Source organism: Modicisalibacter ilicicola DSM 19980 (genome assembly GCF_900128925.1).
Taxonomy (GTDB): Bacteria; Pseudomonadota; Gammaproteobacteria; order Pseudomonadales; family Halomonadaceae; genus Modicisalibacter; species Modicisalibacter ilicicola.
This window is the reverse complement of sequence record NZ_FQUJ01000015.1, coordinates 15,463-39,535: the sequence shown is the minus strand read 5'-3', so window position 1 is coordinate 39,535 and position 24,073 is coordinate 15,463. Positions and strand designations below refer to the sequence as shown.

Genomic DNA, 24,073 nt, shown 5'->3' with positions numbered 1-24,073 from the left:
CCTAGTCCTCCCGTTCGTGCTCGAGTAGACTGCCGGTCGTTGCGTCCAGGTACAGTTCCCAGATGCGCCCCTGGGTATCGAGCACCTCCAGTTCGTAGATGGGGCGACCATCGGCCCGTTCCAGCTCGATCTCGATCACGCGTCCCGGCTGCGCCTGAAGCGCCTGCTGCAGGATGTACTCCAAGGGCAGGATCTTGTCGCTCTGGCGCAGCCTCAGTGCCTCATCCTGATCGATGCGCTGGGCGGTGGCGGGGCCTCCCCAGGCCATGGCCCCCAGCAGGAAGGGGAAAACGAACGACCTGGGATCAATGCCGCTCATCGCCAAGCCGCTTGAAGCCGTGAAGCATGGAGGCGACCAGATTCTCGCGATGGCGCAGGCTGCTGAAGATGACGCCGACGACATGTAGCCCGATCATCCCCAGGGTCAGGTTGGCGAGCACTTCATGCACCTCCTCGGCCCCCTCTTCCCAGGCTTCGGTAACGGGAATCAGCCCCGCCAGCGGGCCGGCTCCCTCGTCGGCGGCGTACAGGACCATGCCGCTGAGGCCGGTGGCCACCACCAGAAGGATCAGGGCCAGCGCCATGAGTCCGCCCGCGGGGTTGTGTCCCAGATAGCGGCGCGCTCGACCCACCAGTTCATCGACCAGGTAGCGCAGCGTCGTGGACGGCGCGTAGACGAAATCGGAGAAACGGGCATGCCGGGTGCCGATGAAACCCCACAGGATTCGCACACCCAGCAGCATCAGGGCGATGTAACCCGCCCAGGTATGCAGCCACTCGGGCTCGCCTTCGGTCAGATAGGCCGTGAAGAAGACCGCCACGAGCGACCAGTGGAATATGCGTACCAGCGGGTCCCACACCCGAATCGTGTCATTGCGTTTCATAATCCACCTCACCGTGTCATTCTCGACGTCCCGCCCATGGCGGGGTCAGGCCCGCTTCGAAGCGACTTCACAAGCGGTACTGGGCAAAGGTTATCCCTCGGACATGAAACCAGCCTTAAACACCCGTCCCCAAAACACCATCGCATGGGCCGCCCGCAGGCATGTTGACCCTGGTCAAGGCGGCACCCACGCCCCCCGACTATCGTTCTATCGTTAGTGCATATTTGAATGATTCGATCGATCCAGGAGGGAAGTGTGATGAAGAAACAGCTTGTTCTAACCACCGTCACCCTGGCGGCCGCCCTCTCCTTTGGCGCCCTGCTACCGCTGGCCACTCCGGCAACGGCCCAGTCCGCCGACCAGCAGCCCATCTACGGCAGCCAACTCATGACCGACCAGGAACGTCAGGCGTACCGTAACCAGATGCGCAGTGCGCAGAGCGCCGAAGAGCGCGCGCGCATGCGTGCCGAGCATCACGAGCGGATGCAGGCGCGTGCGCAGGAGCAGGGCATCACGCTGCCCGATGAACCGCCCGCGCGAGGCATGGGCCAAGGCAAGGGCATGCAGCAGGGCCAGGGCATGGGCCAAGGCAAGGGAATGCAGCAGGGCCAGGGCATGGGCCAAGGCAAAGGCAAAGGCATGGGTTCAGGTAATCAGGGTCAGTGATGACACCTTCGGTCAGGCGCCCTCATGATCGCGTCGGGTGCCGACTACCCGGGCCAGCGCCTCCGCATCGAGGCGCTGGCGATCCACCTTGAGGTAGGCGACGCGCTCTTCGGGTACCACCAGCACGTCCTCGACCCCCGCCACATCGGCAAACCGTGCCATCAGCGTATCCAGTGCATCGCCATGATGCGACGCATCCAATGCCACGACCTCGCTGGACAGGTGACGGGGTGCCGGCATCTTCCAGATGACCGCCAGCCATAGCAAGGCCAGCACGGCGCAACCGAGGAACACCGCATCGTAGCCGAAGCCCTGAGCCAGGGCGCCACCCAGCACGCCACCGAGAAAGGCACCCAGAAACTGGCTGGTGGAATACACCCCCATGGCCGTGCCCTTGGCACCGGCTGGCGCCAACTTGCTGATCATCGAGGGCAGTGTCGCCTCGAGCAGGTTGAATGCCACGAAGAAGACCCACAGCAGGCCGATCAGCACCCAGCGCTGCTGCCCCCATTCGCCCAGCAGTCCCAGCACCACCGCCATGCTGGCCACGGCGCCGATGAAGGTGGCGCGCATGCGCCGGCGTTTTTCGGCGACGATCACCAGAGGCACCATGCCGACGAAGGCCAGAACCATCACTCCCAGATAGACCCAGCCATGTTGAGCGGCCTCGATGCCGGTGTCGAGCAGCCGGAAGGGAACCGCCACGAAGGCCGCCATGAGGATCAGGTGCAAGGCGAATATCGAGAAATCCAGGCGCAGCAGGTCGCCGCGGGTGAGGGTGTCACGCAACTGGCCGCGATCCAGCCCCACGTCGCGATGCCGAGCCCGGCGCGGTGCGGCCGGCACCAGCCGCCACAGGACCAGCAGGCTCAACAGGGCCATCCCCGCGGTAAACCAGAAGACACCATCGAGACCGAACGAGGCGGCAATCAATGGTCCCAGCACCATGGCCACGGCAAACGCGATGCCGATCGACAGACCGATGGTGGCCATCGCCGCGGTGCGGATCTCCTCCCGGGTCTGATCCGCAAGCAGTGCCATGATGGCGCCGGCCACCGCACCGCTCCCTTGCAGGCAGCGTCCCAGGATGACGCCCCCGATGGTGCTGGCTTCGGCGGCGACGACACTCCCCAGGGCGAACAGCCCCAGGCCGCCGGCAATGACCGCCTTGCGTCCGATACGATCGGACAGCAGGCCGAAGGGGATCTGCAGCATCGCCTGGGTCAGGCCATAGACGCCGAGTGCCAGGCCGATCAGCAGGGGCGTGGCACCTACCAGATCGTCGGCATGCAAGGCCAGCACCGGCAGGACCATGAACAGGCCGAGCATGCGTGTGGCGTATAGACCTGCCAGACCGGCAATGGCGCGGCGCTCGGTGGAAAGCAAACGGGTGGTCATGAGCGAGTCGCATACTGGATGGAAAGCGGTTCGCCGGGCAAGGGAACACGTCGAGGGCATTGCCTGGCTATGAACGGGCTATTCTAGCGGCACCACAACCATCAGGAAAAGCATGACATCGTTTTGCCGCCCCTTCGGGCCAGAGCGTATAATCGAGCTTTTGCGCTGCTCACGAGGTGGTAATGGACAAGATCCAGGTCAGAGGCGCCCGCACTCACAACCTCAAGAACATCGATGTCGAGCTGCCGCGCGACAAGCTGATCGTCGTCACCGGGCTGTCGGGGTCCGGCAAGTCATCTCTGGCTTTCGACACGCTCTACGCCGAGGGCCAGCGGCGCTACGTCGAGTCGCTCTCCACCTACGCCCGCCAGTTCCTGTCGATGATGGAGAAGCCCGATGTCGATCACATCGAGGGACTCTCCCCGGCGATCTCCATCGAGCAGAAGTCCACCTCGCACAACCCGCGCTCCACCGTCGGCACGATCACCGAGATCTACGACTACCTGCGCCTGCTGTTCGCCCGCGCCGGCACGCCACGCTGCCCGGAACACGGCACCGACCTGGAGGCCCAGACCGTCTCCCAGATGGTCGATCAGGTCCTGGCCCTGCCCCAGGGCAGCAAGCTGATGCTTCTGGCACCGGTCGTCAAGGGCCGCAAGGGCGAGCACCTGCAGCTGATCAGCGAGCTCCGCGCCCAGGGCTTCGTGCGCGCCATGGTGGATGGCCAGGTACTGGAACTCGATGACATCGCGCCACTGGAAAAGAACAAGAAACACGACATCAGCGTGGTGGTGGATCGCATCAAGGTGCGCGAGGATCTGCAACAGCGCCTGGCCGAGTCCTTCGAGACCGCACTCAACCTGGCCGACGGCATCGCCATCGTGCATTTCATGGACGGCGAGCGGGACGACATCACCTTCTCGGCACGCTTCGCCTGCCCGGTCTGCGGCTACTCCATCGCCGAACTCGAACCGCGGATGTTCTCCTTCAACAACCCCGCGGGTGCCTGCCCGACCTGCGACGGCCTCGGCGTGCAGCAGTTCTTCGACGCCGAGAAGCTGATCAGCCATCCGGAGCTCTCCCTGGCCGAAGGGGTCATCAAGGGCTGGGATCGGCGCAGCGTCTACTACTTCAATCAGCTCCAGGCAGTGGCCCGGCACTATCGCTTCGCCCTGGAAACCCCCTGGCAGGACCTGGCCCGCCACGAACGCGACATCGTCCTCCACGGCAGCGGCGACGATGCCATCGCCTTCAGCTACGTCAACGACCGAGGCCGCAAGGTGACGCGCGAGCATGCCTTCGAGGGCGTGCTGCCCAACATGCAGCGCCGCTACCGCGAGACCGAATCGAGCATGGTGCGCGAGGACCTGGCCAAGTACCTGGCCGTCCAGCCCTGCCCGACCTGCCATGGCAGCCGCTTGCGCAAGGAAGCTCGCCACGTCTTCATCGACGATCACACCCTGCCCGATATCGTGCACCTGCCGATCGGCGATGCCTGGCACTACTTCAAGACACTGGAGCTTCCCGGGCGCAAGGGTGAAATCGCGCTCAAGATCATCAACGAGATCCACGCCCGCCTGGAGTTTCTGGTCAACGTCGGCCTCGACTACCTCAACCTGGAGCGCAGTGCCGACACGCTGTCCGGGGGCGAGGCCCAGCGCATTCGCCTGGCCAGCCAGATCGGTGCCGGTCTCGTGGGCGTCATGTACATCCTCGACGAGCCCTCCATCGGCCTGCACCAGCGCGACAACGACCGCTTGCTCAAGACCCTCATCCATCTGCGCGACCTGGGCAACACGGTGATCGTCGTCGAGCATGACGAGGACGCCATCCGCGCTGCCGATCACGTTTTGGACATCGGCCCCGGCGCCGGCGTGCATGGTGGCCGCATCGTGGCCCAGGGCAAGCCGGTGGATATCGAGAACAGCGAAGAATCGCTTACCGGGCAGTACCTGGCCGGTACGCGGCGCATCGAGATTCCCCCTTACCGGATCCCCCGCAATCCCGACAAGGTATTGCGCCTGAGCGGTGCCAACGGCAATAACCTTCAGGATGTCACCCTGGAGCTGCCCCTGGGTCTGTTCGTCTGCGTGACGGGCGTGTCCGGCTCCGGCAAGTCGACCCTGATCAACTCAACCCTGATGCCGATCGCCGCCAGCGAACTGAACCGTGCCACCACGCTCACGCCAGCGCCCTACAAGCGGATCGAGGGTCTCGAGGCGCTCGACAAGATCATCGATATCGATCAGAGCCCCATCGGCCGCACGCCGCGCTCCAACCCGGCCACCTACACCGGCATCTTCACGCCGATTCGCGAGCTGTTTGCCGGCACCCAGGAAGCGCGGTCCCGCGGCTACAAGCCCGGACGCTTCTCCTTCAACGTCAAGGGCGGACGCTGCGAGGCCTGCCAGGGCGAGGGTATGATCAAGGTCGAGATGCACTTCCTGCCCGACATCTACGTACCCTGTGATGTCTGCAAGGGCAAGCGCTACAATCGCGAAACCCTCGAGGTCAAGTACAAGGACAGGAGCATCCACGAGGTGCTGGAGATGACCGTGGAGGAGGCGCTGGAGTTCTTCAGCCCGGTCCCGGTGATCGCCCGACGCCTGCAGACGCTGATGGACGTGGGACTCTCCTACGTTCGGCTGGGCCAGAGCGCCACCACCCTGTCCGGCGGCGAAGCCCAGCGGGTCAAGCTGGCCCGGGAGCTGGCCAAGCGCGATACCGGCAAGACCCTGTACATCCTCGACGAGCCGACCACCGGCCTGCATTTCGAGGATATCCGCCAGCTACTGACGGTGCTTCATCGCCTGCGCGATCATGGCAACACCATCGTCGTCATCGAGCACAACCTGGATGTCATCAAGACCGCCGACTGGCTGACCGATCTGGGGCCGGAAGGCGGCTCCGGCGGCGGACGCATCATCGCCGAGGGCACTCCCGAACAGGTCGCCGAGATGGAGGCCTCTCATACCGGACGCTTCCTGAAGCCGCTCCTTGCACGTCAGACGGCCAGGGAGGGAAGCAGGACACGAGCCAGGAAGATCGCCGCCAGCGGCACCTGAGCCCCGGTCGTGCAAGACGCGCCCACGAAAAAACCGGCCCGTAGGCCGGTTTTTTCGTGGCGGTTACGGGCATGAAAGGCCCGTCACGGTCACTCTTCGCCGGCAACCTCGTCGGCGACCGGGCGATCGACCAACTCGACGAAGGCCATGGGGGCATTGTCGCCCGCACGGAATCCGCACTTGAGCACGCGCACGTAACCGCCGGGACGGTTGGCGTAGCGCGGCCCCAGCTCGTTGAAGAGCTTGCCGACCGCTTCCTTCGACCGGGTACGGCTGAAGGCCAGGCGACGGTTGGCGACGCTGTCCTGCTTGGACAAGGTGATCAGCGGCTCGATATGGCGACGCAGTTCCTTGGCCTTGGGCAGGGTTGTCTTGATGACTTCATGTTCGACCAGCGACACGCACATGTTTTTGAACATGGCTTGGCGGTGCGAGCTGGTGCGATTCAGATGACGACCACTCTTACGATGACGCATGGTTGTAATTCCTTACCAAACTGGGACTCGAGTCGACGCTCACGCGGAGGCCTTGTCGTCCTTCAGGCTAGATGGCGGCCAGTTTTCTAGCCGCATGCCGAGCGACAGGCCGCGCGCTGCCAACACGTCCTTGATTTCATTCAGGGACTTCTTGCCGAGGTTCGGAGTCTTCAGCAGCTCCACCTCGGTGCGCTGAATCAGATCGCCGATGTAGTAGATATTCTCGGCCTTGAGACAGTTGGCACTACGAACCGTCAGCTCGAGATCATCCACCGGGCGCAACAGGATCGGATCGATGTGATCCTCTTCCTCCTCGCTCTCCTGCTCCTTGTCGGCTTCCAGATCGACGAACGCCCCCAGCTGTTCCTGGAGGATCGTGGCACTGCGCCGTATCGCCTCTTCGGGGTCCAGGGTGCCGTCGGTCTCGAGATCGATGACCAGCTTGTCGAGATCGGTGCGCTGCTCGACACGGGCCGCCTCGACGGAGTAGGAAACACGACGTACCGGGCTGAAGGTCGCGTCCAGTTGCAGGCGGCCGATGGCGCGGGACTCGTCGTCCGCCTCGGCACGCGCATCGGCAGGCTCGTAGCCACGACCGCGCGCGATCTTGAGCTGCATCTTCAGCTCGGCGCCTTCATTGACGTGAGCGATCACGTGCTCGGGGTTGACGATATCCACATCGTGATCGGTGGCGATATCGCCGGCCGTCACGACGCACGGGCCCTGCTTGTTCAACGACAGCATGGCCTCGTCACGACTGTGCATCTTGATCGCCACATCCTTGAGGTTCAGGAGGATCTCGATGACATCTTCCTGGACACCCTCGATGGCGCTGTATTCATGATCGACGCCGGCGATCTCCACTTCCACCACGGCGCAACCGGGCATGGAGGACAGCAAGATGCGACGTAGAGCATTCCCCAGAGTGTGACCAAAGCCGCGCTCGAAGGGTTCGAGCACGATCTTTGCGTGGTGCGCGTTGATCTCTTCGACCTTGATATCGCGAGGACGGAGAAATTCTGTCACTGAACGCTGCATATGAACACCTTTCAGGCTGCCAAACGGATACTCGGTACTCGGGTGCCGGGCCTGGAGAGATCAGGCCCGGCTTCACCCACGGGGCGGGCGAGATTACTTCGAGTACAGCTCGACGATCAGGTTCTCGTTGATGTCGGCAGACAGGTCGCCGCGCTCGGGGACAGCCTTGAAAGTGCCTTCCATCTTCTTGGAGTCGACATCGATCCAGCTCACGTCACCGCGCTGGCCAGCCAGCTGCAGCGAGTGCTGAATGCGTGCCTGATTCTTTGCCTTCTCGCGGACGGCGACGACGTCTCCAGGCTTGACCTGGTAGGACGCCACGTTGACGCTGCGCCCATTGACGGTAATCGCCTTGTGGCTGACCAGCTGACGCGCTTCGGCACGCGTCGAGCCGAAGCCCATGCGGTAGACGACGTTGTCCAGTCGGGACTCGAGCAGTTGCAGCAACAACTCACCGGTCGCTCCCTTCAGGCGGGCGGCTTCCTTGTAGTAGTTGCGGAACTGCTTCTCGAGTACGCCGTAGATGCGACGTACCTTCTGCTTCTCGCGAAGCTGCAAGCCGTAGTCGGAAAGACGCTGACGGCGCTGGCCATGCACACCCGGAATCTGTTCGGATTTGCACTTCTTCTCGAAGGGAGTGACACCGCTCTTCAGAAAGAGGTCGGTCCCCTCACGACGAGACAGTTTGCACTTCGGTCCAATATAACGTGCCATGAGTCTGTCTCCTTAAACGCGGCGTTTCTTCGGCGGACGGCAGCCGTTGTGGGGAACGGGCGTCGCGTCGGTGATGCTTTGCACGCGGAAACCGGCGGCATTCAATGCGCGCACGGCAGACTCACGGCCGGGACCGGGGCCCTTGACCAGTACGTCGACGTTTTTCACACCATACTCGGCTGCAGCGGTTGCTGCACGCTCGCTTGCCACTTGAGCAGCGAACGGGGTGCTCTTGCGAGAACCACGAAAACCCGAACCACCGGAAGTCGCCCAAGAAAGAGCGTTCCCCTGGCGGTCTGTGATCGTCACGATCGTGTTGTTAAAAGAGGCATGGATGTGGGCAACCGCATCCACTACCTGCTTTTTAACCTTCTTACGGTTACTGCGCGGGTTAGCCATGTTGATGTTTCTTCCTGTCTAAACGCCAGAACGTGCGTGTTATTTGCGAATCGGCTTGCGCGGACCCTTGCGGGTGCGCGCATTGGTCTTGGTGCGCTGACCGCGCAACGGAAGACCACGGCGATGACGCAGACCACGGTAGCAACCCAGGTCCATGAGACGCTTTATATTCAGCGTGACATCACGGCGAAGGTCGCCTTCGACGGTGTATTTGCCGACTTCGGACCGCAGGGCATCCAGCTCTTCAGCGGATAGCTCCTGGATCTTGGTCGTCGGCGCGATGCCGGCGGATGCACAGACTGCCTGTGCACGCGTGCGGCCAATCCCGAAGATATAGGTCAGCGAGATCGCCGCATGCTTGTTGTCCGGGATATTGACGCCTGCTATACGGGCCATCAGCTTACTCCGAAATTTGTGAAAAACCGCTTGAATGGCTGCACGGGCGAATCGCTGCGTTGTGCGGTGCTCGAAATTCTCGCCTATATTTCATAGGCTTTGGTTTCTGCACGCCGTACGCCTTGCTCTTCGCACCGCTCGCCGATCCAATCGGCGTTTCCTGAGCGGCTTGCTCGATTTATCATCTACAAAAGGCGCAATAGCATACCTCAGTACTCCTCGTGGAGCAAGAGGAAATGCCAGCGCCCGCGTTGAACCAGCCCAGGGCCTCAGCCCTGGCGCTGCTTGTGCCGAGGTTCGGTGCAGATGACGCGAATCGCGCCATTACGCCGAATGATCTTGCAGTTGCGGCACATTTTCTTGACGGAAGCTCGAACCTTCATCGTTCTCTCCATTGCACGGCGGCGTGCGCCCTAGCGCATCAGACCGCCGCTACCGTAGCCTTTCAGGTTGGACTTCTTCATCACCGACTCGTACTGGTGCGACATCAGATGCGACTGCACTTGTGCCATGAAGTCCATGATCACCACCACCACGATCAGCAGGGACGTACCGCCAAAGAAGAACGGTACCTGCCAGGCGACGATCAGGAACTGGGGCATCAGGGAAACCGCAGTGATGTAGAGGGCGCCGAACAGGGTCAGACGTGTCATGACCTTGTCGATGTAGCGAGCGGTCTGCTCACCAGGACGGATCCCGGGCAGAAAGGCGCCTGACTTCTTGAGGTTGTCGGCGACATCCTTGGGATTGAAGACCAGCGCTGTATAAAAGAAGCAGAAGAATACCACCGCCGCGGCGAAAAGCAAGATGTACAGCGGCTGTCCTGGCCCCAGCGACTGGGAGGCCGCCTGAAGCCACTCGAAACCGTCGGCGGACCCTACCCACTGGCCGATCGACGCCGGGAACAAGAGAATGCTCGAGGCAAAGATCGCCGGGATGACACCCGCCATGTTGACCTTGAGGGGCAGATAGCTGCTTTGCCCCGCATACATCTTGTTGCCGACCTGACGCCGCGGATAGTTCACCGTGATGCGGCGTTGACCGCGTTCGATGAACACCACGAACGCCACGGTGGCGATGGCCAGCGCGGTGAGTGCCAGCAGGGGCAGCACGTTCCAGGCGCCATCGTTGCGCGCCAATTCGAAGGACTGGCCGATGGCGCCCGGCAGTCCCGCGACGATGCCCGCGAAGATCAGCAGCGAGATGCCATTGCCGATGCCCTTCTCGGTGATCTGCTCGCCCAGCCACATCAGAAACACCGCACCGGCCACGAAGGAGACGATCGCGGTGAAGTAGAAGCTGAAATCGCTGGTATAGGTCACGCCCTGCCCGACCAGACCGACTGCCATGCCCGTCGCCTGAATCAGGGCCAGCACCACGGTACCATAGCGCGTGTACTGGCTGATCTTGCGACGGCCGGCCTCGCCTTCCTTCTTCAGCTGCTCGAGCTGGGGCGAGGTCGCTGTCAGAAGCTGCATGATGATCGACGCGGAGATGTAGGGCATGATGCCCAGCGCGAGAATGCTCATGCGTTCAAGCGCACCACCCGAGAACATGTTGAACAGGCTCAGGATGGTGCCCTGATTTTCTCTGAACAGGGCAGCAAGCTGGTCAGGATTGATGCCCGGGACGGGGATGTGGGCACCGATGCGGTACACCACGATGGCGATGAACACGAAACGCAGACGTGCCCAGAGCTCGCTCAACCCGCTACCCATTGCCGGCATGTTTCCTGACTTAGCCATTTAGTCCTCTACCTTGCCGCCCGCGGCTTCGATCGCGGCACGGGCACCCTTTGTGACCTTCAGACCACGAACGGTGACCGCCTTGTTCAGTTCGCCGGAAAGGATCACCTTCGCAAACTGCGTGGCATCCTTGAGTACATTGGCTTTCTTCAACGCGGCCAGATCGGCGACGTCACCCGCGACCTTGCCAAGCTCGGCCAGACGCACCTCTTCCGAGACCAGTGACTTCGTGGAAGTGAAGCCATACTTGGGCAGACGCCGCTGCAAGGGCATCTGGCCGCCTTCGAAACCGGGCTTCACGCTACCACCGGACCGAGACTTGAGGCCCTTGTGACCACGCCCGCCGGTCTTGCCAAGGCCGGAACCGATGCCACGACCGACCCGCTTCGCGGCGTGCTTGGAGCCCGGTGCCGGGCTCAGGCTATTGAGTTTCATGGATTACTCTCCCTCGACTCGCACAAGGTAATTAACCTTGTTGACCATGCCACGCACGGCCGGGGTGTCTTCCAACTCGACTGTATGACCGATACGGCGCAGCCCAAGCCCCTTCATGGTGGCCTTGTGCTTTTCCAGCACGCCGATGGTGCTACGAATCTGAGTGACTTTGATCGAAGCTGCCATGATGCCTTACCCCGCGATCTCTTCGACGGACAGGCCGCGCTTGGCGGCGATGTCTTCCGGAGCCTGCATGGCGGAGAGACCATTGATGGTCGCCCGCACCACGTTCACCGGGTTGGTGGAACCGTAGCACTTGGCCAGGACGTCGTGGACGCCTGCCAGCTCGAGCACGGAGCGCATGGCGCCGCCAGCGATGATCCCGGTACCCTCGGAGGCCGGCTGCATGTACACCTTCGAGGCACCGTGGCGGGCCTTGACCGGGTACTGCAGGGTATGGCCACTGAGGCTGACCTTGATCATGTTGCGACGCGCCTGGTCCATGGCCTTCTGGATCGCCACCGGCACTTCACGTGCCTTGCCGCGACCGAAACCCACACGACCATTGCCATCGCCAACGACGGTCAAGGCGGTGAAACCGAAGATACGGCCACCCTTGACCACCTTGGCGACGCGGTTGACCTGCACGAGCTTCTCTTGCAGATCGCCGCCTTGCTGTTCGTTCTTCGCCATCGTAAAACCCTTTAGAATTCCAGGCCGCCTTCACGAGCGGCGTCGGCCAGGGCCTTGACCCGACCGTGGTACTTGAACCCGGCGCGGTCGAAGGCAACTTGTTTGATGCCCGCTTCCTTGGCGCGTTCGGCTATCAATGCACCCACCTTGGCGGCGGCTTCTGCGTTGCCGGTGCCGCCCTCGCGCAGGGACTTGTCCAGCGTGGAGGCGCTGGCCAATACCTTGTCGCCCTGGGGCGAGATGATCTGCGCGTAGATATGGCGCGGGGTACGATTGACGCACAGGCGGTACACGCCCAGCTCGCGAATCTTCGCGCGAGCGCGGCGGGCACGACGGAGACGAGATTCTTTCTTCGCGTTCATAACCCTGCCTTACTTCTTCTTGGCTTCTTTGCGGCGGACCTGCTCGTCGCCATACCGAATACCCTTGCCCTTGTAGGGTTCGGGCGGACGGAAGGCACGGATTTCCGCGGCGACCTGACCGAGCTGCTGCTTGTCCGCGCTCTTCAGCACGATGACGGTGTTCTTCGGCGTTTCCACCGTGACACCCTCGGGCAGCGTGTACTCGACCGGGTGGGAGAAGCCCAATGTCAGATTTAGCGTCTTGCCACTTGCCTGGGCACGGTAGCCGACGCCGTTGATCTCGAGAGACTTGGTGAAGCCTTCGGACACACCGGTGACCATGTTCTGGACCAGTGCGCGAGTGGTGCCAGCCATCGCCCAGCTCTTGGCCTTCTCGCTCGGGTTGAAGGTCAGCTGGTTGTCTTCCTGACCGATCACCACGTCGGGATGAACGGTCATGCCGAGCGTGCCCTGGCCGCCCTTGACGGTCAGCTTGTCGCCGTCGAGCTTGACCTCGACGCCGCTGGGCAGTTTAACCGGATACTTGGCTACGCGGGACATTCGTCACTCCTAGAATACGGTGCAGATGACTTCGCCACCGACACCGGCATGACGCGCCGCACGATCGGTCATCACGCCCTGAGAGGTGGATACGATCGCGACACCCAGGCCATCCGCGACCTTCGGCAGCTCGCCCTTGCCCTTGTAGATGCGAAGAGACGGCTTGGAAACCCGCTGGATGTGTTCGATGACCGGCTTGCCCTCGAAATACTTGAGGGTGACGGACAATTCGGGCTTGGTGCCTTCAGCGACCGCGAAGTCGTTGATGTAGCCCTCTTCCTTCAGTACGCGGGCCACTTCTACCTTCAGCTTGGAAGACGGCATGGTGACCGCTTCCTTGGTGGCCATCTGCGCATTGCGGATACGGGTAAACATATCCGCCAGCGTATCTTGCATACTCATTACGTTGCGCTCCTGATTCTCGACGTGGCGTTACCAGCTGGACTTCTTGAGTCCAGGGACGTCACCACGCATGGCGGCTTCACGCAGCTTGTTGCGGGCCAGCCCGAACTTGTTGTAGAAGCCATGGGGACGGCCGGTAATGCGGCACCGATTGGTGCGACGAACCGGGCTCGAATCCCGCGGCAGCGACTGCAGCTTGAGCTGGGCGTCGAAGCGCTCTTCATCAGAAGCGTTGACGTCATGGATGATGGCCTTGAGCTCTGCACGCTTGGCGGCGTACTTGTCCACCAGCTTGGCGCGCTTGAGCTCACGCTCGATCATGCTTTTCTTTGCCATGATGCTACCCTTATTTCTTGAACGGGAAGTTCAGCGCGCTCAGCAGAGCACGACCTTCTTCATCGCTGGTGGCCGTCGTGGTGATCGTCACATCCAATCCACGAATCCGATCGATCTTATCATATTCGAGCTCGGGGAAGATGATCTGCTCACGCACGCCCATGGAGTAATTGCCACGCCCATCGAAGGACTTCGGATTGAGACCGCGGAAGTCCCGCACCCGGGGAATCGCGATGTTCACCAGGCGATCCAGGAAGTCCCACATGCGCTCGCGACGCAGGGTCACCTTGACACCGATCGGCCATCCTTCGCGGACCTTGAAGCCTGCGATGGACTTGCGGGCCTTGGTGATCACCGGCTTCTGGCCGGAAAGCTTTTCCAGGTCCGCGATGGCATTGTCGATCAGCTTCTTGTCGCTGGTCGCCTCGCCGATGCCCATGTTGAGGGTCACCTTGGTGATCCGCGGCACCTGCATCACATTGGCGTAGCTGAACTGCTCTTTGAGTCCTGCCACCACCTCGTTTTGATAACGTTCTTTCAAGTTCGCCATTTTGCTACCCGACTCGCGTTAGGCGTCGATCTGCTTCTGCGTCGACTTGTAGATACGTACCTTGGTACCGTCTTCCGATATCTGGAAGCCGACGCGATCCGCTTTGCCGGTCTCCGCATTGAAGATGGCCACGTTGGACGCGTGAATCGGAGCCTCGCGCTCGACGATACCCCCCTGGTTGCCCGCCATGGGGTTGGGCTTGGTGTGACGCTTGATCATGTTCACACCGGACACGACATAGCGACTGTCCTGAAGGACGCGCTTGATCGTGCCACGCTTGCCCTTGTCCTTGCCGGCAATGACGATCACTTCATCGTCACGTTTGATCTTTTGCATATCCGCCTCGCTCCTTACAGCACTTCAGGCGCCAAGGAAATGATCTTCATGAACTTCTCGGTACGAAGTTCACGAGTTACCGGTCCGAAGATACGGGTACCGATCGGCTGTTCGTTGGTGTTGTTCAACAGGACCGCCGCATTTCCGTCGAAGCGAATCAGCGAGCCGTCGGAACGACGGACGCCGCTACGGGTGCGGACCACCACCGCCTTCATGACCTGGCCCTTCTTGACCTTGCCACGCGGAATGGCTTCCTTCACCGTCACCTTGATGATGTCACCGACGCGGGCGTAACGGCGATGGGAACCGCCCAGCACCTTGATGCACTGCACCCGGCGCGCGCCGCTGTTGTCGGCGACATCCAGCATTGTCTGAGTCTGAATCATCGGTTTTCTCCAAACCTAATCTGGCTGCACTGGTTATGAAGGCACTCGTCGAACTTAGCCCTTGGCCTGCTCGACCACCTCAACCAGCGTCCAGGCCTTCTTCTTCGACAGCGGGCGGCACTCCTCGATGGAAACCGTATCGCCCTGCTTCGCCTGGTTCGCCTCGTCATGGGCGTGCAGCTTGGTGGAGCGCTTCACGTATTTGCCATAGATCGGATGACGCTCGCGGCGCTCGATCATTACGACGATGGACTTGTCCATCTTGTCGCTCACCACCTTGCCGGTGAGCGTGCGGGCTTGTTTCTGTTCGGCCATCTCAGTCACCTGCCTTCTCGTTGAGCACCGTCTTCACGCGGGCGATATCCCGGCGCACCTGCTTGAGCAGATGAGTCTGGCTCAGTTGGCCGGTGGCCTTCTGCATGCGCAGGTTGAACTGCTCGCGGAGGAGTTCGAAAAGCTGCTCCTGCAGCGCGTCGACCGACTTTTCGCGAATTTCCTGAGCTTTCATCACATCACCGTCCGTTTCACAAAGGTGGTGGAGACGGGCATCTTGCGCGCCGCCAGAGTAAACGCTTCACGCGCCAGCTCTTCGGACACGCCCTCGATTTCATAGAGCACCTTGCCGGGCTGAATCTGCGCGACCCAGTACTCGACGGAGCCCTTGCCCTTACCCATCCGGACTTCGAGCGGCTTCTCGGTGATCGGCTTGTCCGGGAAGACGCGAATCCAGATCTTTCCGCCACGCTTGACGTGACGCGTGATGGCACGACGACCGGCCTCGATCTGACGAGCGGTGATACGACCACGACCCGTTGCCTTGAGGCCGTATTCGCCGAAGCTCACCTTGCTTCCGCGATGCGCCAGGCCACGATTGCGGCCTTTCTGCATCTTGCGGAACTTCATGCGCTTGGGTTGCAACATCGACTACATCTCCCCTTACTTGGAACCTTTCTTCTTGGGTGCGGGCTGGCCTTGCGGCTGCTTCTGCTTGGCACGCACCTCTTCGATGCCCCCGAGGATTTCACCCTTGAAGATCCACACCTTGACGCCGATGACGCCGTAGGTGGTGTGCGCTTCGTAGGTCGCGTAGTCGATGTCCGCGCGCAGGGTGTGCAGCGGCACACGACCTTCGCGGTACCACTCGGTCCGGGCGATCTCCGCCCCGCCGAGACGACCGGACAACTGGATCTTGATACCGCCGGCGCCCAGGCGCATGGCGTTTTGTACCGCACGCTTCATGGCGCGGCGGAACATCACGCGACGTTCGAGCTGGCCGGCCACGTTCTGAGCCACCAGGGTGGCATCGAGCTCGGGCTTGCGAACTTCCTCGATGTTGACGTGTACCGGCACGCCCATCATCTCGGTGACTTCACGACGCAAGCGATCGACATCCTCGCCCTTCTTGCCGATCACGATGCCCGGGCGGGCAGTGTGAATGGTGATTCGGGCGTTGTTCGCGGGACGCTCGATGGTGATGCGGCTCACGGAGGCGTTCTTCAGACGCTGCTCCAGGAAGCGACGCACCTCGAGGTCGTTGTTCAGCTTGTCGGCATAAGCACCGCGCTCGGCATACCAGACCGAGGTGTGGTCCTTGACGATGCCCAGCCGAATGCCTGTTGGATTTACTTTCTGACCCATCTGGTCGACTCCTACTTCTCGGCTACCTTGACGGTGATATGGCAAGTGCGCTTCAGAATGCGATCCGCACGGCCCTTGGCGCGCGGCTGGATGCGCTTGAGCGTCATGCCCTCATCGACACAGATGGTCGAGACACGCAGCTCGTCGATGTCCATGCCGTTGTTTTCTTCCGCGTTCGCGATGGCGGACTGAAGCACTTTCTTGACCAGCTTGGCCGACTTCTTCGGTGAGAAGGTCAGCAGGTCGAGCGCTTCGGCGACCGGTTTACCGCGGACCAGGTCAGCCACCAAACGGGCCTTCTGGGCGGATAACCGAGCGCCACGCAGCTTAGCTGTGACTTCCATCTCTCAATCCTCTCTGGCTTACCGTTTGGCTTTCTTGTCCGCCGCGTGACCGCGATAGGTGCGGGTAGCAGCGAATTCGCCCAGCTTGTGGCCAACCATTTCCTCGGAAACGTGCACCGGGACATGTTGGCGACCGTTATGGACGGCAATGGTGAGCCCGACCATGTTGGGCAGGATCATGGAACGACGCGACCAGGTCTTGATCGGTTTGCGGTCGTTCTTCTCCACTGCAGTCTCAACCTTCTTCAGCAGATGAAGGTCAATGAAAGGACCTTTCTTCAGTGAACGTGGCACAGCCGTTACCTCTTGATATCTTGACGTTTAATCTCAGTTCCGGGCCTTGCGGCGACGGACGATGAGCTTGTCGGTGCGCTTGTTCTTGCGGGTCTTGTGTCCCTTGGTGGGAATGCCCCACGGGGACACCGGATGACGACCACCGCTGGTACGGCCCTCGCCGCCACCATGCGGGTGATCCACCGGGTTCATGGCGACACCGCGAACGGTCGGGCGCACACCGCGCCAGCGCTTGGCACCGGCCTTGCCCAATTGACGCAGGCTGTGCTCTGAGTTGCTCACTTCGCCGAGGGTCGCACGGCACTCGGCCAACACCTTGCGCATCTCGCCGGAGCGCAGACGCAGGGTGGCGTAGTTGCCTTCACGGGCGACCAGCTGGGCACTGGTACCGGCACTGCGTGCGAGCTGAGCGCCCTTGCCGGGCTTGAGCTCGATGCAGTGGACGGTGGAACCCACCGGGATGTTGCGCAGCGGCAGGGCATTGCCCTTCTTGATCGCTGCATTGACGCCGGACTCGAGCACATCGCCGGCACTCACACCCTTGGGCGCGATGACATAGCGACGCTCGCCGTCCCGGTACTTCAGCAGCGCGATGTGGGCGCTGCGGTTCGGATCGTATTCCAGGCGCTCGACGACGGCGGGAATGCCGTCCTTGGTGCGCTTGAAATCGACCAGACGATAGTGATGACGATGCCCACCCCCGACGTGACGGGTGGTGATGCGACCGTGGTTGTTGCGTCCACCGGACTTGGACTGCTTTTCCAGCAAGGGGGCATGGGGCCGGCCCTTGTAGATATCGTCGCTAACGACCTTGATGACGTGGCGACGACCGGCGGATGTCGGTTTGGTCTTAACTACTGCCATGATCCTTGCTCCTGCCTTATTCGACGCCAGAGAAGTCTTCGAGGGTCTCGCCCGCGGCCAGCGTCACGTAGGCCTTGCGATACCCCTTGCGCAAGCCCATGCCGTGCGCGGTGCGCTTGGTCTTGCCCTTCATGTTCAGGACCTGCACGCGATCGACCTTCTTGCCAAAAAGCACTTCGACCGCCTTCTTGATCTCGGGCTTGGTCGCGTCCTGGGCCACCTTGAACACGTACTGGTTGTTTTCGGCGGCGAAAGCGGCCTTCTCGGTCATGTGCGGCCCGAGCAGAACCTTGAATACGCGCTCCTGGTTCATGCCAACTTCTCCTCGAATTTGCGCAGGGCGGAGACCGTGACCAGCACCTTGTCGAAGGCGACCAGGCTCACCGGATCAGCGGCAGCGACATTGACCACGTCCACGTTGGGAATATTGCGGGCGGCCAGGTAGAGCTTCTCGTCGACCTCTTCGGTAACGATCAGCACCTTCTCCAGGTTGAGCTCCTTGAGCTTGCCGACCAGCTGCTTGGTCTTCGGCGAGTCGACGGCGAACTCCTCGACCGCGACCAGACGCTCCTGACGCACCAGCTCCGAAAGGATCGAGCGCATCGCCGCGCGGTACATCTTGCGGTTGACCTTCTGGGTGTAGTCCTGGGGACGTGCCGCGAAGGTCACGCCACCGCTACGCCACAGCGGAGAACGAATGGTACCGGCACGGGCACGGCCGGTGCCCTTCTGGCGCCACGGCTTCTTGCCGCCGCCGCGCACGTCGGAGCGGTTCTTCTGGGCGCGGGTGCCCTGGCGGCCGGCTGCCAAGTAGGCAGTCACCACCTGATGCACCAACGCTTCGTTGAACTCTTTGCCAAAGGTGGCGTCGGCGATTTCGACGGTGCCGGCGCTAGCACCTGCAAGATTCAGATTCATTGGTCTCTACCCCTCAGCGAGCTTTCACGGCACGGCGAACGATCACATCGCTGCCCGGCGCACCCGGTACGGCACCCTTGACCAGCAGCAGATTGCGTTCGGTGTCGACACGGACGATTTCCAGGCTCTGCACGGTGACCCGCTCGTTGCCGAGCTGACCAGCCATCTTCTTGCCCTTGAATACGCGACCCGGGGTCTGGCATTGACCGATGGAGCCCGGCGCGCGATGCGACAAGGAGTTGCCGTGGGTCATGTCCTGGGTACGGAAATTCCAGCGCTTGACGGCGCCCTGGAAGCCCTTGCCCTTGGAGGTACCGGTCACATCGACCTTCTGACCGGCTTCGAAGAGGGATACAGTGAATTCGCCACCCACCTGCGGAACGTCGTCGCCTTCGGAGAGGCGGAATTCCATCAGTGAGCGACCAGCCTCGATACCTGCCTTGGCATATTGGCCGGCGGCCGCCTTGGTCAGGTGCTTGGCTTTGCGGGAACCGGTTGTCACCTGTACCGCGCTGTAACCGTCAGACTCGAGCGTCTTGACACAGGTTACGCGGTTGGGCTCAACCTCGATGACGGTTACGGGTACGGAAGCACCAGCTTCGGTAAAAACGCGGGTCATGCCGCTCTTTCTACCGACTAAACCGATAGTCATGTTCAGTCTCCTATAGTGTACGGGGCTATCACCCGCTATGGCTGCCCTTTCCAGAGCATTCCACTAGCACATTGTGTGACGCCGTCCCGGCGTGGCGGTAGGCGCTGAAGCGACCTGCCGCGAGTGTCTAGTGTGATTAGTCGAGCTTGATCTGGACGTCCACGCCGGCGGCGAGGTCGAGTTTCATCAGCGCGTCGACGGTCTTTTCCGTCGGCTCGACGATGTCGAGCACGCGCTTGTGGGTGCGGATCTCGTACTGATCGCGCGCGTCCTTGTTGACGTGCGGCGAGATCAACACCGTGTAGCGCTCACGATTGGTCGGCAGCGGGATCGGGCCACGAACCTGAGCACCAGTACGCTTCGCGGTATCCACGATCTCTTGTGCGGACTGATCAATCAGGCGGTGGTCGAAGGCCTTCAACCGAATGCGAATCTTCTGGTTCTGCATTAGCCCTGAACTCCAATGGATGTCGACGGCGCGAGCCGTCTACCCACGCATTTAAAGGATGCGCATTATAGGCATGCCTGCTACGAGAGTCAAACATGCATAGAAAGGGGGCTCCTCGCGGAGCCCCCTTCGATCACGACATCATCGATCAGTCGATGATCTTGGCGACGACACCGGCGCCGACGGTACGACCACCTTCGCGGATGGCGAAGCGCAGGCCGTCTTCCATGGCGATAGGCGCGATCAGGGTGACGACCATCTGCACGTTGTCGCCCGGCATGACCATCTCGACGCCTTCCGGCAGCTCACAGGTACCGGTCACATCGGTGGTACGGAAGTAGAACTGCGGACGGTAGCCCTTGAAGAACGGCGTGTGACGACCGCCTTCTTCCTTGGACAGGATGTAGACCTCGGACTCGAACTTGGTGTGCGGCGTAATCGACCCCGGCTTGGCCAGGACCTGACCACGCTCGACATCATCACGCTTGGTGCCGCGCAGCAGGGCACCGATGTTTTCCCCGGCACGCCCTTCGTCGAGCAGCTTGCGGAACATCTCGACACCGGTGACGGTGGTCTTGGTGGTGTCCTTGAGGCCGACGATCTCGACTTCATCGCCGGTCTTGACGATGCCGCGCTCGACACGACCGGTGACCACGGTGCCACGACCGGAGATGGAGAAGACGTCTTCGATCGGCATCAGGAACGGCTGGTCGATAGCACGCTCCGGCTCCGGGATGTACTCGTCGAGCGACTTGATCAGGTTGGCGACGGCGGTGGTGCCCATGCCGTTGTCATCCTTGCCTTCCAGCGCCATCAGGGCGGAACCGATGATGATCGGGGTATCGTCGCCCGGGAAGTCGTATTCGCTGAGGAGTTCACGAACTTCCATTTCGACCAGCTCGAGCAGCTCCTCGTCGTCGACCATGTCGGCCTTGTTCAGGAACACGACGATGTACGGCACGCCGACCTGACGCGACAGCAGGATGTGCTCGCGAGTCTGGGGCATGGGGCCGTCGGCGGCGCTGCACACCAGGATCGCGCCATCCATCTGGGCGGCACCGGTGATCATGTTCTTGACGTAGTCGGCGTGCCCCGGGCAGTCGACGTGGGCGTAGTGACGCGTCTCGGACTGATACTCGACGTGCGCGGTGGCGATGGTGATACCACGCTCACGCTCTTCCGGCGCGTTGTCGATGGTGTCGAAGGCACGCCAGTCGCCACCGAACACCTCTGCGGAAACGCGGGTCAGGGCCGCGGTCAGTGTGGTCTTCCCGTGGTCGACGTGACCGATGGTGCCGACGTTGATATGCGGTTTGGAACGCTCAAATTTTGCCTTAGCCACTGCTATAACCTCTTTACGTTAGCTAACGGTTAACCGTTCTGGTTGATGACGGCTTCGACGACGCTGGACGGCGCCTCTTCGTAATTCGCAAACTCCATGGTGTAGCTTGCGCGGCCCTGGGTCTGAGAACGCAGATCGGTGGCATAACCGAACATCTCAGCCAACGGAACCGTGGCGCGGATGACCTTGCCCATGGAAGAGTCATCCATGCCCTGTACAAGGCCACGCCGGCGGTTGAGGTCGCCCATCACGTCGCCCATGAAGTCCTCGGGCGTCACGACTTCGACCTTCATCACCGGCTCAAGCAGTACCGCCTTGGCCTTGCGAGCACCTTCCTTGACCGCCATGGAAGAGGCGATCTTGAACGCGGTCTCGTTAGAGTCCACGTCGTGGTAGGAACCATCGAACAGCGTGACCTTGACGTCAATCATCGGGTAACCCGCGACGACACCGTTCTGCAGCTGTTCATAGGCCCCTTTCTCGACCGCCGGGACGTATTCCTTGGGAACCACGCCACCCACGATCTCGGACGCGAACTTGAAGTGCATGTCTTCGTCCTCGCCCTTGTCTTCGGCCGTCAGTGGCTCGATGCGCAGGTAGACATGGCCATACTGACCACGACCACCGGACTGACGAACGAACTTGCCTTCCTGCTCGACATTGCCGCGAATGGTCTCGCGATAGGCCACCTGCGGCTTGCCGATGTTGGCTTCCACCTTGAACTCGCGGCGCATGCGGTCGACGATGATGTCCAGGTGGAGCTCACCCATGCCGGAGATGATGGTCTGCCCGGTCTCTTCGTCGGTCTTGACCTGGAAGGAAGGATCTTCCTGAGCCAGCTTGCCCAGGGCGACACCCATCTTTTCCTGATCGGCCTTGGATTTCGGCTCGACGGCCACGGAAATGACCGGATCCGGAAACTCCATGCGCTCGAGGACGATCTTGTCGTTCAAGTCGCACAAGGTATCCCCGGTGGTGACATCCTTGAGGCCGATACAGGCCGCGATGTCGCCCGCCAGGACTTCCTTGATCTCTTCCCGCGAGTTGGCATGCATCTGCACGATACGACCGACGCGTTCCTTCTTCTCCTTGACGGAGTTGAAGACGCTGTCGCCCGACTTCAGCACGCCGGAGTAGACGCGAATGAAGGTCAGGGTGCCCACGAAGGGATCGGTAGCGATCTTGAAGGCGAGCGCGGCGAACGGCGCATTGTCGTCGGCTTCGCGGGTGGCGATGGTACCGTCCTTGTCGTCCAGCTCGCCTTCGATGGCCTTGACCTCGGTAGGCGAGGGCATGTACTCGATGACACCATCCAGCACCGCCTGCACGCCCTTGTTCTTGAAGGCACTGCCGCAAGTGATCAGGACGATCTCGTTGTCCAGGGTGCGACGACGCAGGCCGGCCTTGATCTCTTCGGTGGACAGCTCTCCTTCCTCGAGGTACTTGTCCATGAGCTCTTCCGAGGCTTCGGCGGCCGCCTCGACCATCTCTTCACGATACTTCTCGGCGGTTTCCTGCAGCTCGGCGGGAATATCCACGAGCTGGTAGTTCATGCCGAAGTTGTCCTCGTCCCAGAGGATGGCCTTCATCTGGATCAGGTCGATGACGCCCTTGAACTCGTCTTCCGCGCCCCAGTTGATCTGGATGGGAACGGCATTGGCGCCCAGCCGGCTCTTCAGCTGGTCGACGACCATGAAGAAGTCGGCACCGGCACGGTCCATCTTGTTGACGAACACCATGCGCGGCACTTCGTACTTGTTGGCCTGGCGCCAGACGGTTTCGGTCTGCGGCTGCACGCCGGAACTGCCGCAGAGCACGACGACGGCGCCGTCGAGAACACGCAGCGAACGCTCGACCTCGATGGTGAAGTCGACGTGCCCCGGGGTGTCGATGATATTGATGCGGTGCTCGTCGAACTGCTTGTTCATGCCCTGCCAGAAGCAGGTCGTCGCCGCGGAGGTGATCGTGATGCCACGCTCCTGTTCCTGCTCCATCCAGTCCATGGTGGCGGCGCCCTCATGGACCTCGCCGACCTTGTGGGACAGGCCGGTGTAGAACAGTACGCGCTCGGTAGTGGTGGTCTTGCCGGCGTCGACGTGAGCCACGATACCTATATTGCGGTAACGCTTGAGTGGAGTCTTGCGTGCCAAGGTGGAACTCCCCGTTGGTTAAGAAGCGACGCTTTTAGAAGCGATAGTGTGAGAAGGCCTTGTTGGCTTCTGCCATGCGATGCACGTCTTCACGCTTCTTCACAGCAGCACCCTTGCCCTCTGCGGCGTCCAGCATCTCGCCGGCCAGGCGTTGCACCATGGTCTTTTCGCCACGGTTGCGGGCGGCGTCTACCAACCAGCGCATGGCCAGTGCCTGGCGACGCGACGGGCGGACCTCGACGGGCACCTGATAGGTGGCACCGCCGACACGACGGGACTTCACCTCGACCATCGGCTGAATCGCCTCCAGGGCCTTGTCGAAAATTTCCAGCGGCGTGTCCTTGCCACGCTCGGCAACCCTGTCCAGCGCACCGTACACGATACGCTCAGCTACAGACTTCTTGCCACTGATCATGAGATGGTTCATGAACTTTGCCAGGCGCTCGCTTCCGAACTTGGGATCCGGAAGAATCTCGCGCTTGGCCACAACTCTTCTTCTAGGCATGATAAGCCCTCTGTTGAAGGGTCCTTCAGGTAAACCCGAGACGCCGCGCAATGACAGCCGTCGCTGCGCCGCTCGACCTTACTCTTATCTGACCGTG

Annotated in this window: 36 protein-coding genes; 2 read left to right on the top strand and 34 right to left on the bottom strand. The window is 61.6% G+C overall.

The window, feature by feature from the left end; all coding sequences use genetic code 11:
* Position 1: 1 nt before the first annotated feature.
* Both BUA41_RS15220 and BUA41_RS15215 read right to left on the bottom strand, forming a co-directional pair.
* The gene (locus BUA41_RS15220; protein WP_072824404.1) at positions 2-319 is read right to left on the bottom strand and encodes a PepSY domain-containing protein; all 318 of its coding nucleotides are present in this window, start codon (positions 317-319) and stop codon (positions 2-4) included.
* Positions 306-884, bottom strand: coding sequence for a cytochrome b/b6 domain-containing protein (locus BUA41_RS15215; RefSeq protein ID WP_072824402.1), 579 nt, complete (start codon positions 882-884; stop codon positions 306-308). Before BUA41_RS15215 ends, BUA41_RS15220 begins: the two co-directional genes overlap by 14 nt.
* Positions 885-1,142: 258 nt before the next feature.
* Between BUA41_RS15215 and BUA41_RS15210 the strand changes: the two genes are divergently transcribed.
* Complete coding sequence (locus BUA41_RS15210) at positions 1,143-1,550, top strand: hypothetical protein (RefSeq protein WP_072824400.1); 408 nt, start codon at positions 1,143-1,145, stop codon at positions 1,548-1,550.
* A 12-nt stretch (positions 1,551-1,562) separates the two neighbouring features.
* On the opposite strand, the gene BUA41_RS15205 is transcribed toward BUA41_RS15210, so the two are convergent.
* Positions 1,563-2,948, bottom strand: coding sequence for an MFS transporter (locus tag BUA41_RS15205; protein ID WP_072824398.1), 1,386 nt, complete (start codon positions 2,946-2,948; stop codon positions 1,563-1,565).
* A gap of 182 nt (positions 2,949-3,130) precedes the next feature.
* Here BUA41_RS15205 and uvrA point away from each other — a divergent pair, with 182 nt between their 5' ends.
* Positions 3,131-6,013 carry an excinuclease ABC subunit UvrA gene (gene uvrA / locus BUA41_RS15200; RefSeq protein ID WP_072824396.1) on the top strand — a complete coding sequence of 961 codons (2,883 nt, stop codon included), beginning with the start codon at positions 3,131-3,133 and terminating at the stop codon, positions 6,011-6,013.
* 89 nt (positions 6,014-6,102) lie between these two features.
* Here the strand turns inward: uvrA and rplQ are convergent, their stop codons facing one another.
* The 31 genes from rplQ to rpsG all read right to left on the bottom strand — a co-directional run bounded on the left by rplQ (position 6,103) and on the right by rpsG (position 23,976).
* The gene (gene rplQ / locus BUA41_RS15195) at positions 6,103-6,489 is read right to left on the bottom strand and encodes a 50S ribosomal protein L17 (RefSeq protein WP_072824394.1); all 387 of its coding nucleotides are present in this window, start codon (positions 6,487-6,489) and stop codon (positions 6,103-6,105) included.
* Between the two features lie 39 nt (positions 6,490-6,528).
* Positions 6,529-7,527, bottom strand: a complete 999-nt coding sequence (locus BUA41_RS15190) for a DNA-directed RNA polymerase subunit alpha (RefSeq protein ID WP_072824392.1) — start codon at positions 7,525-7,527, stop codon at positions 6,529-6,531.
* A gap of 93 nt (positions 7,528-7,620) precedes the next feature.
* Positions 7,621-8,241 carry a 30S ribosomal protein S4 gene (gene rpsD / locus BUA41_RS15185; protein ID WP_072824390.1) on the bottom strand — a complete coding sequence of 207 codons (621 nt, stop codon included), beginning with the start codon at positions 8,239-8,241 and terminating at the stop codon, positions 7,621-7,623.
* A gap of 12 nt (positions 8,242-8,253) precedes the next feature.
* Entirely contained in the window at positions 8,254-8,640 is a 387-nt protein-coding gene (gene rpsK, locus BUA41_RS15180; RefSeq protein ID WP_072824388.1) for a 30S ribosomal protein S11, read from the bottom strand.
* Positions 8,641-8,679: 39 nt separating this feature from the next.
* Positions 8,680-9,036 (bottom strand): 30S ribosomal protein S13, encoded by a 357-nt coding sequence (gene rpsM, locus BUA41_RS15175; protein WP_072824386.1) that lies wholly within the window; start codon positions 9,034-9,036, stop codon positions 8,680-8,682.
* A 269-nt stretch (positions 9,037-9,305) separates the two neighbouring features.
* A complete protein-coding gene (gene rpmJ, locus BUA41_RS15170) occupies positions 9,306-9,419 on the bottom strand; it encodes a 50S ribosomal protein L36 (protein WP_072824384.1) in 114 nt (37 codons plus the stop codon).
* A gap of 30 nt (positions 9,420-9,449) precedes the next feature.
* On the bottom strand, positions 9,450-10,781 hold the full coding sequence (gene secY, locus BUA41_RS15165; RefSeq protein WP_072824382.1) for a preprotein translocase subunit SecY: 1,332 nt from the start codon (positions 10,779-10,781) through the stop codon (positions 9,450-9,452).
* On the bottom strand, positions 10,782-11,216 hold the full coding sequence (gene rplO, locus BUA41_RS15160) for a 50S ribosomal protein L15 (RefSeq protein ID WP_072824380.1): 435 nt from the start codon (positions 11,214-11,216) through the stop codon (positions 10,782-10,784).
* A 3-nt stretch (positions 11,217-11,219) separates the two neighbouring features.
* The gene (gene rpmD / locus BUA41_RS15155) at positions 11,220-11,402 is read right to left on the bottom strand and encodes a 50S ribosomal protein L30 (protein ID WP_072824379.1); all 183 of its coding nucleotides are present in this window, start codon (positions 11,400-11,402) and stop codon (positions 11,220-11,222) included.
* Positions 11,403-11,408: 6 nt separating this feature from the next.
* Positions 11,409-11,909, bottom strand: coding sequence for a 30S ribosomal protein S5 (gene rpsE / locus BUA41_RS15150; protein WP_072824377.1), 501 nt, complete (start codon positions 11,907-11,909; stop codon positions 11,409-11,411).
* A gap of 11 nt (positions 11,910-11,920) precedes the next feature.
* On the bottom strand, positions 11,921-12,271 hold the full coding sequence (gene rplR, locus BUA41_RS15145; RefSeq protein ID WP_072824375.1) for a 50S ribosomal protein L18: 351 nt from the start codon (positions 12,269-12,271) through the stop codon (positions 11,921-11,923).
* 9 nt (positions 12,272-12,280) lie between these two features.
* Entirely contained in the window at positions 12,281-12,811 is a 531-nt protein-coding gene (rplF, locus tag BUA41_RS15140; protein WP_072824373.1) for a 50S ribosomal protein L6, read from the bottom strand.
* A 9-nt stretch (positions 12,812-12,820) separates the two neighbouring features.
* Positions 12,821-13,213, bottom strand: a complete 393-nt coding sequence (gene rpsH, locus BUA41_RS15135; RefSeq protein WP_072824371.1) for a 30S ribosomal protein S8 — start codon at positions 13,211-13,213, stop codon at positions 12,821-12,823.
* Between the two features lie 30 nt (positions 13,214-13,243).
* Complete coding sequence (rpsN, locus tag BUA41_RS15130; RefSeq protein WP_072824369.1) at positions 13,244-13,549, bottom strand: 30S ribosomal protein S14; 306 nt, start codon at positions 13,547-13,549, stop codon at positions 13,244-13,246.
* Positions 13,550-13,559: 10 nt separating this feature from the next.
* On the bottom strand, positions 13,560-14,099 hold the full coding sequence (gene rplE / locus BUA41_RS15125) for a 50S ribosomal protein L5 (RefSeq protein ID WP_072824367.1): 540 nt from the start codon (positions 14,097-14,099) through the stop codon (positions 13,560-13,562).
* A gap of 18 nt (positions 14,100-14,117) precedes the next feature.
* On the bottom strand, positions 14,118-14,435 hold the full coding sequence (gene rplX, locus BUA41_RS15120; protein ID WP_072824365.1) for a 50S ribosomal protein L24: 318 nt from the start codon (positions 14,433-14,435) through the stop codon (positions 14,118-14,120).
* 14 nt (positions 14,436-14,449) lie between these two features.
* The gene (gene rplN, locus BUA41_RS15115) at positions 14,450-14,821 is read right to left on the bottom strand and encodes a 50S ribosomal protein L14 (protein ID WP_072824363.1); all 372 of its coding nucleotides are present in this window, start codon (positions 14,819-14,821) and stop codon (positions 14,450-14,452) included.
* A gap of 54 nt (positions 14,822-14,875) precedes the next feature.
* On the bottom strand, positions 14,876-15,136 hold the full coding sequence (gene rpsQ, locus BUA41_RS15110) for a 30S ribosomal protein S17 (RefSeq protein ID WP_072824362.1): 261 nt from the start codon (positions 15,134-15,136) through the stop codon (positions 14,876-14,878).
* Position 15,137: 1 nt separating this feature from the next.
* Positions 15,138-15,329, bottom strand: a complete 192-nt coding sequence (gene rpmC / locus BUA41_RS15105; protein WP_072824360.1) for a 50S ribosomal protein L29 — start codon at positions 15,327-15,329, stop codon at positions 15,138-15,140.
* Entirely contained in the window at positions 15,329-15,742 is a 414-nt protein-coding gene (gene rplP / locus BUA41_RS15100) for a 50S ribosomal protein L16 (RefSeq protein WP_072824357.1), read from the bottom strand. Before rplP ends, rpmC begins: the two co-directional genes overlap by 1 nt.
* A gap of 15 nt (positions 15,743-15,757) precedes the next feature.
* A complete protein-coding gene (gene rpsC / locus BUA41_RS15095; RefSeq protein WP_072824355.1) occupies positions 15,758-16,459 on the bottom strand; it encodes a 30S ribosomal protein S3 in 702 nt (233 codons plus the stop codon).
* Between the two features lie 11 nt (positions 16,460-16,470).
* Positions 16,471-16,803 (bottom strand): 50S ribosomal protein L22, encoded by a 333-nt coding sequence (gene rplV / locus BUA41_RS15090; RefSeq protein ID WP_072824353.1) that lies wholly within the window; start codon positions 16,801-16,803, stop codon positions 16,471-16,473.
* A gap of 18 nt (positions 16,804-16,821) precedes the next feature.
* On the bottom strand, positions 16,822-17,097 hold the full coding sequence (gene rpsS, locus BUA41_RS15085) for a 30S ribosomal protein S19 (RefSeq protein WP_072824351.1): 276 nt from the start codon (positions 17,095-17,097) through the stop codon (positions 16,822-16,824).
* Positions 17,098-17,130: 33 nt separating this feature from the next.
* Positions 17,131-17,961: a 50S ribosomal protein L2 gene (rplB, locus tag BUA41_RS15080; protein ID WP_072824348.1), complete on the bottom strand. Its 831-nt coding sequence runs from the start codon at positions 17,959-17,961 to the stop codon at positions 17,131-17,133.
* Positions 17,962-17,977: 16 nt separating this feature from the next.
* Positions 17,978-18,274, bottom strand: coding sequence for a 50S ribosomal protein L23 (gene rplW / locus BUA41_RS15075; protein WP_072824346.1), 297 nt, complete (start codon positions 18,272-18,274; stop codon positions 17,978-17,980).
* Positions 18,271-18,879 (bottom strand): 50S ribosomal protein L4, encoded by a 609-nt coding sequence (rplD, locus tag BUA41_RS15070; RefSeq protein WP_072824344.1) that lies wholly within the window; start codon positions 18,877-18,879, stop codon positions 18,271-18,273. Before rplD ends, rplW begins: the two co-directional genes overlap by 4 nt.
* Before the next feature lie 13 nt (positions 18,880-18,892).
* Positions 18,893-19,531 carry a 50S ribosomal protein L3 gene (gene rplC, locus BUA41_RS15065; protein WP_072824342.1) on the bottom strand — a complete coding sequence of 213 codons (639 nt, stop codon included), beginning with the start codon at positions 19,529-19,531 and terminating at the stop codon, positions 18,893-18,895.
* 136 nt (positions 19,532-19,667) lie between these two features.
* A complete protein-coding gene (rpsJ, locus tag BUA41_RS15060) occupies positions 19,668-19,979 on the bottom strand; it encodes a 30S ribosomal protein S10 (protein WP_011505728.1) in 312 nt (103 codons plus the stop codon).
* Positions 19,980-20,127: 148 nt separating this feature from the next.
* Positions 20,128-21,321 (bottom strand): elongation factor Tu, encoded by a 1,194-nt coding sequence (tuf, locus tag BUA41_RS15055; RefSeq protein ID WP_072824340.1) that lies wholly within the window; start codon positions 21,319-21,321, stop codon positions 20,128-20,130.
* A 29-nt stretch (positions 21,322-21,350) separates the two neighbouring features.
* Positions 21,351-23,471: an elongation factor G gene (gene fusA / locus BUA41_RS15050; protein WP_072824338.1), complete on the bottom strand. Its 2,121-nt coding sequence runs from the start codon at positions 23,469-23,471 to the stop codon at positions 21,351-21,353.
* Between the two features lie 34 nt (positions 23,472-23,505).
* On the bottom strand, positions 23,506-23,976 hold the full coding sequence (rpsG, locus tag BUA41_RS15045) for a 30S ribosomal protein S7 (protein ID WP_072824336.1): 471 nt from the start codon (positions 23,974-23,976) through the stop codon (positions 23,506-23,508).
* Between the last annotated feature and the right edge of the window lie 97 nt (positions 23,977-24,073).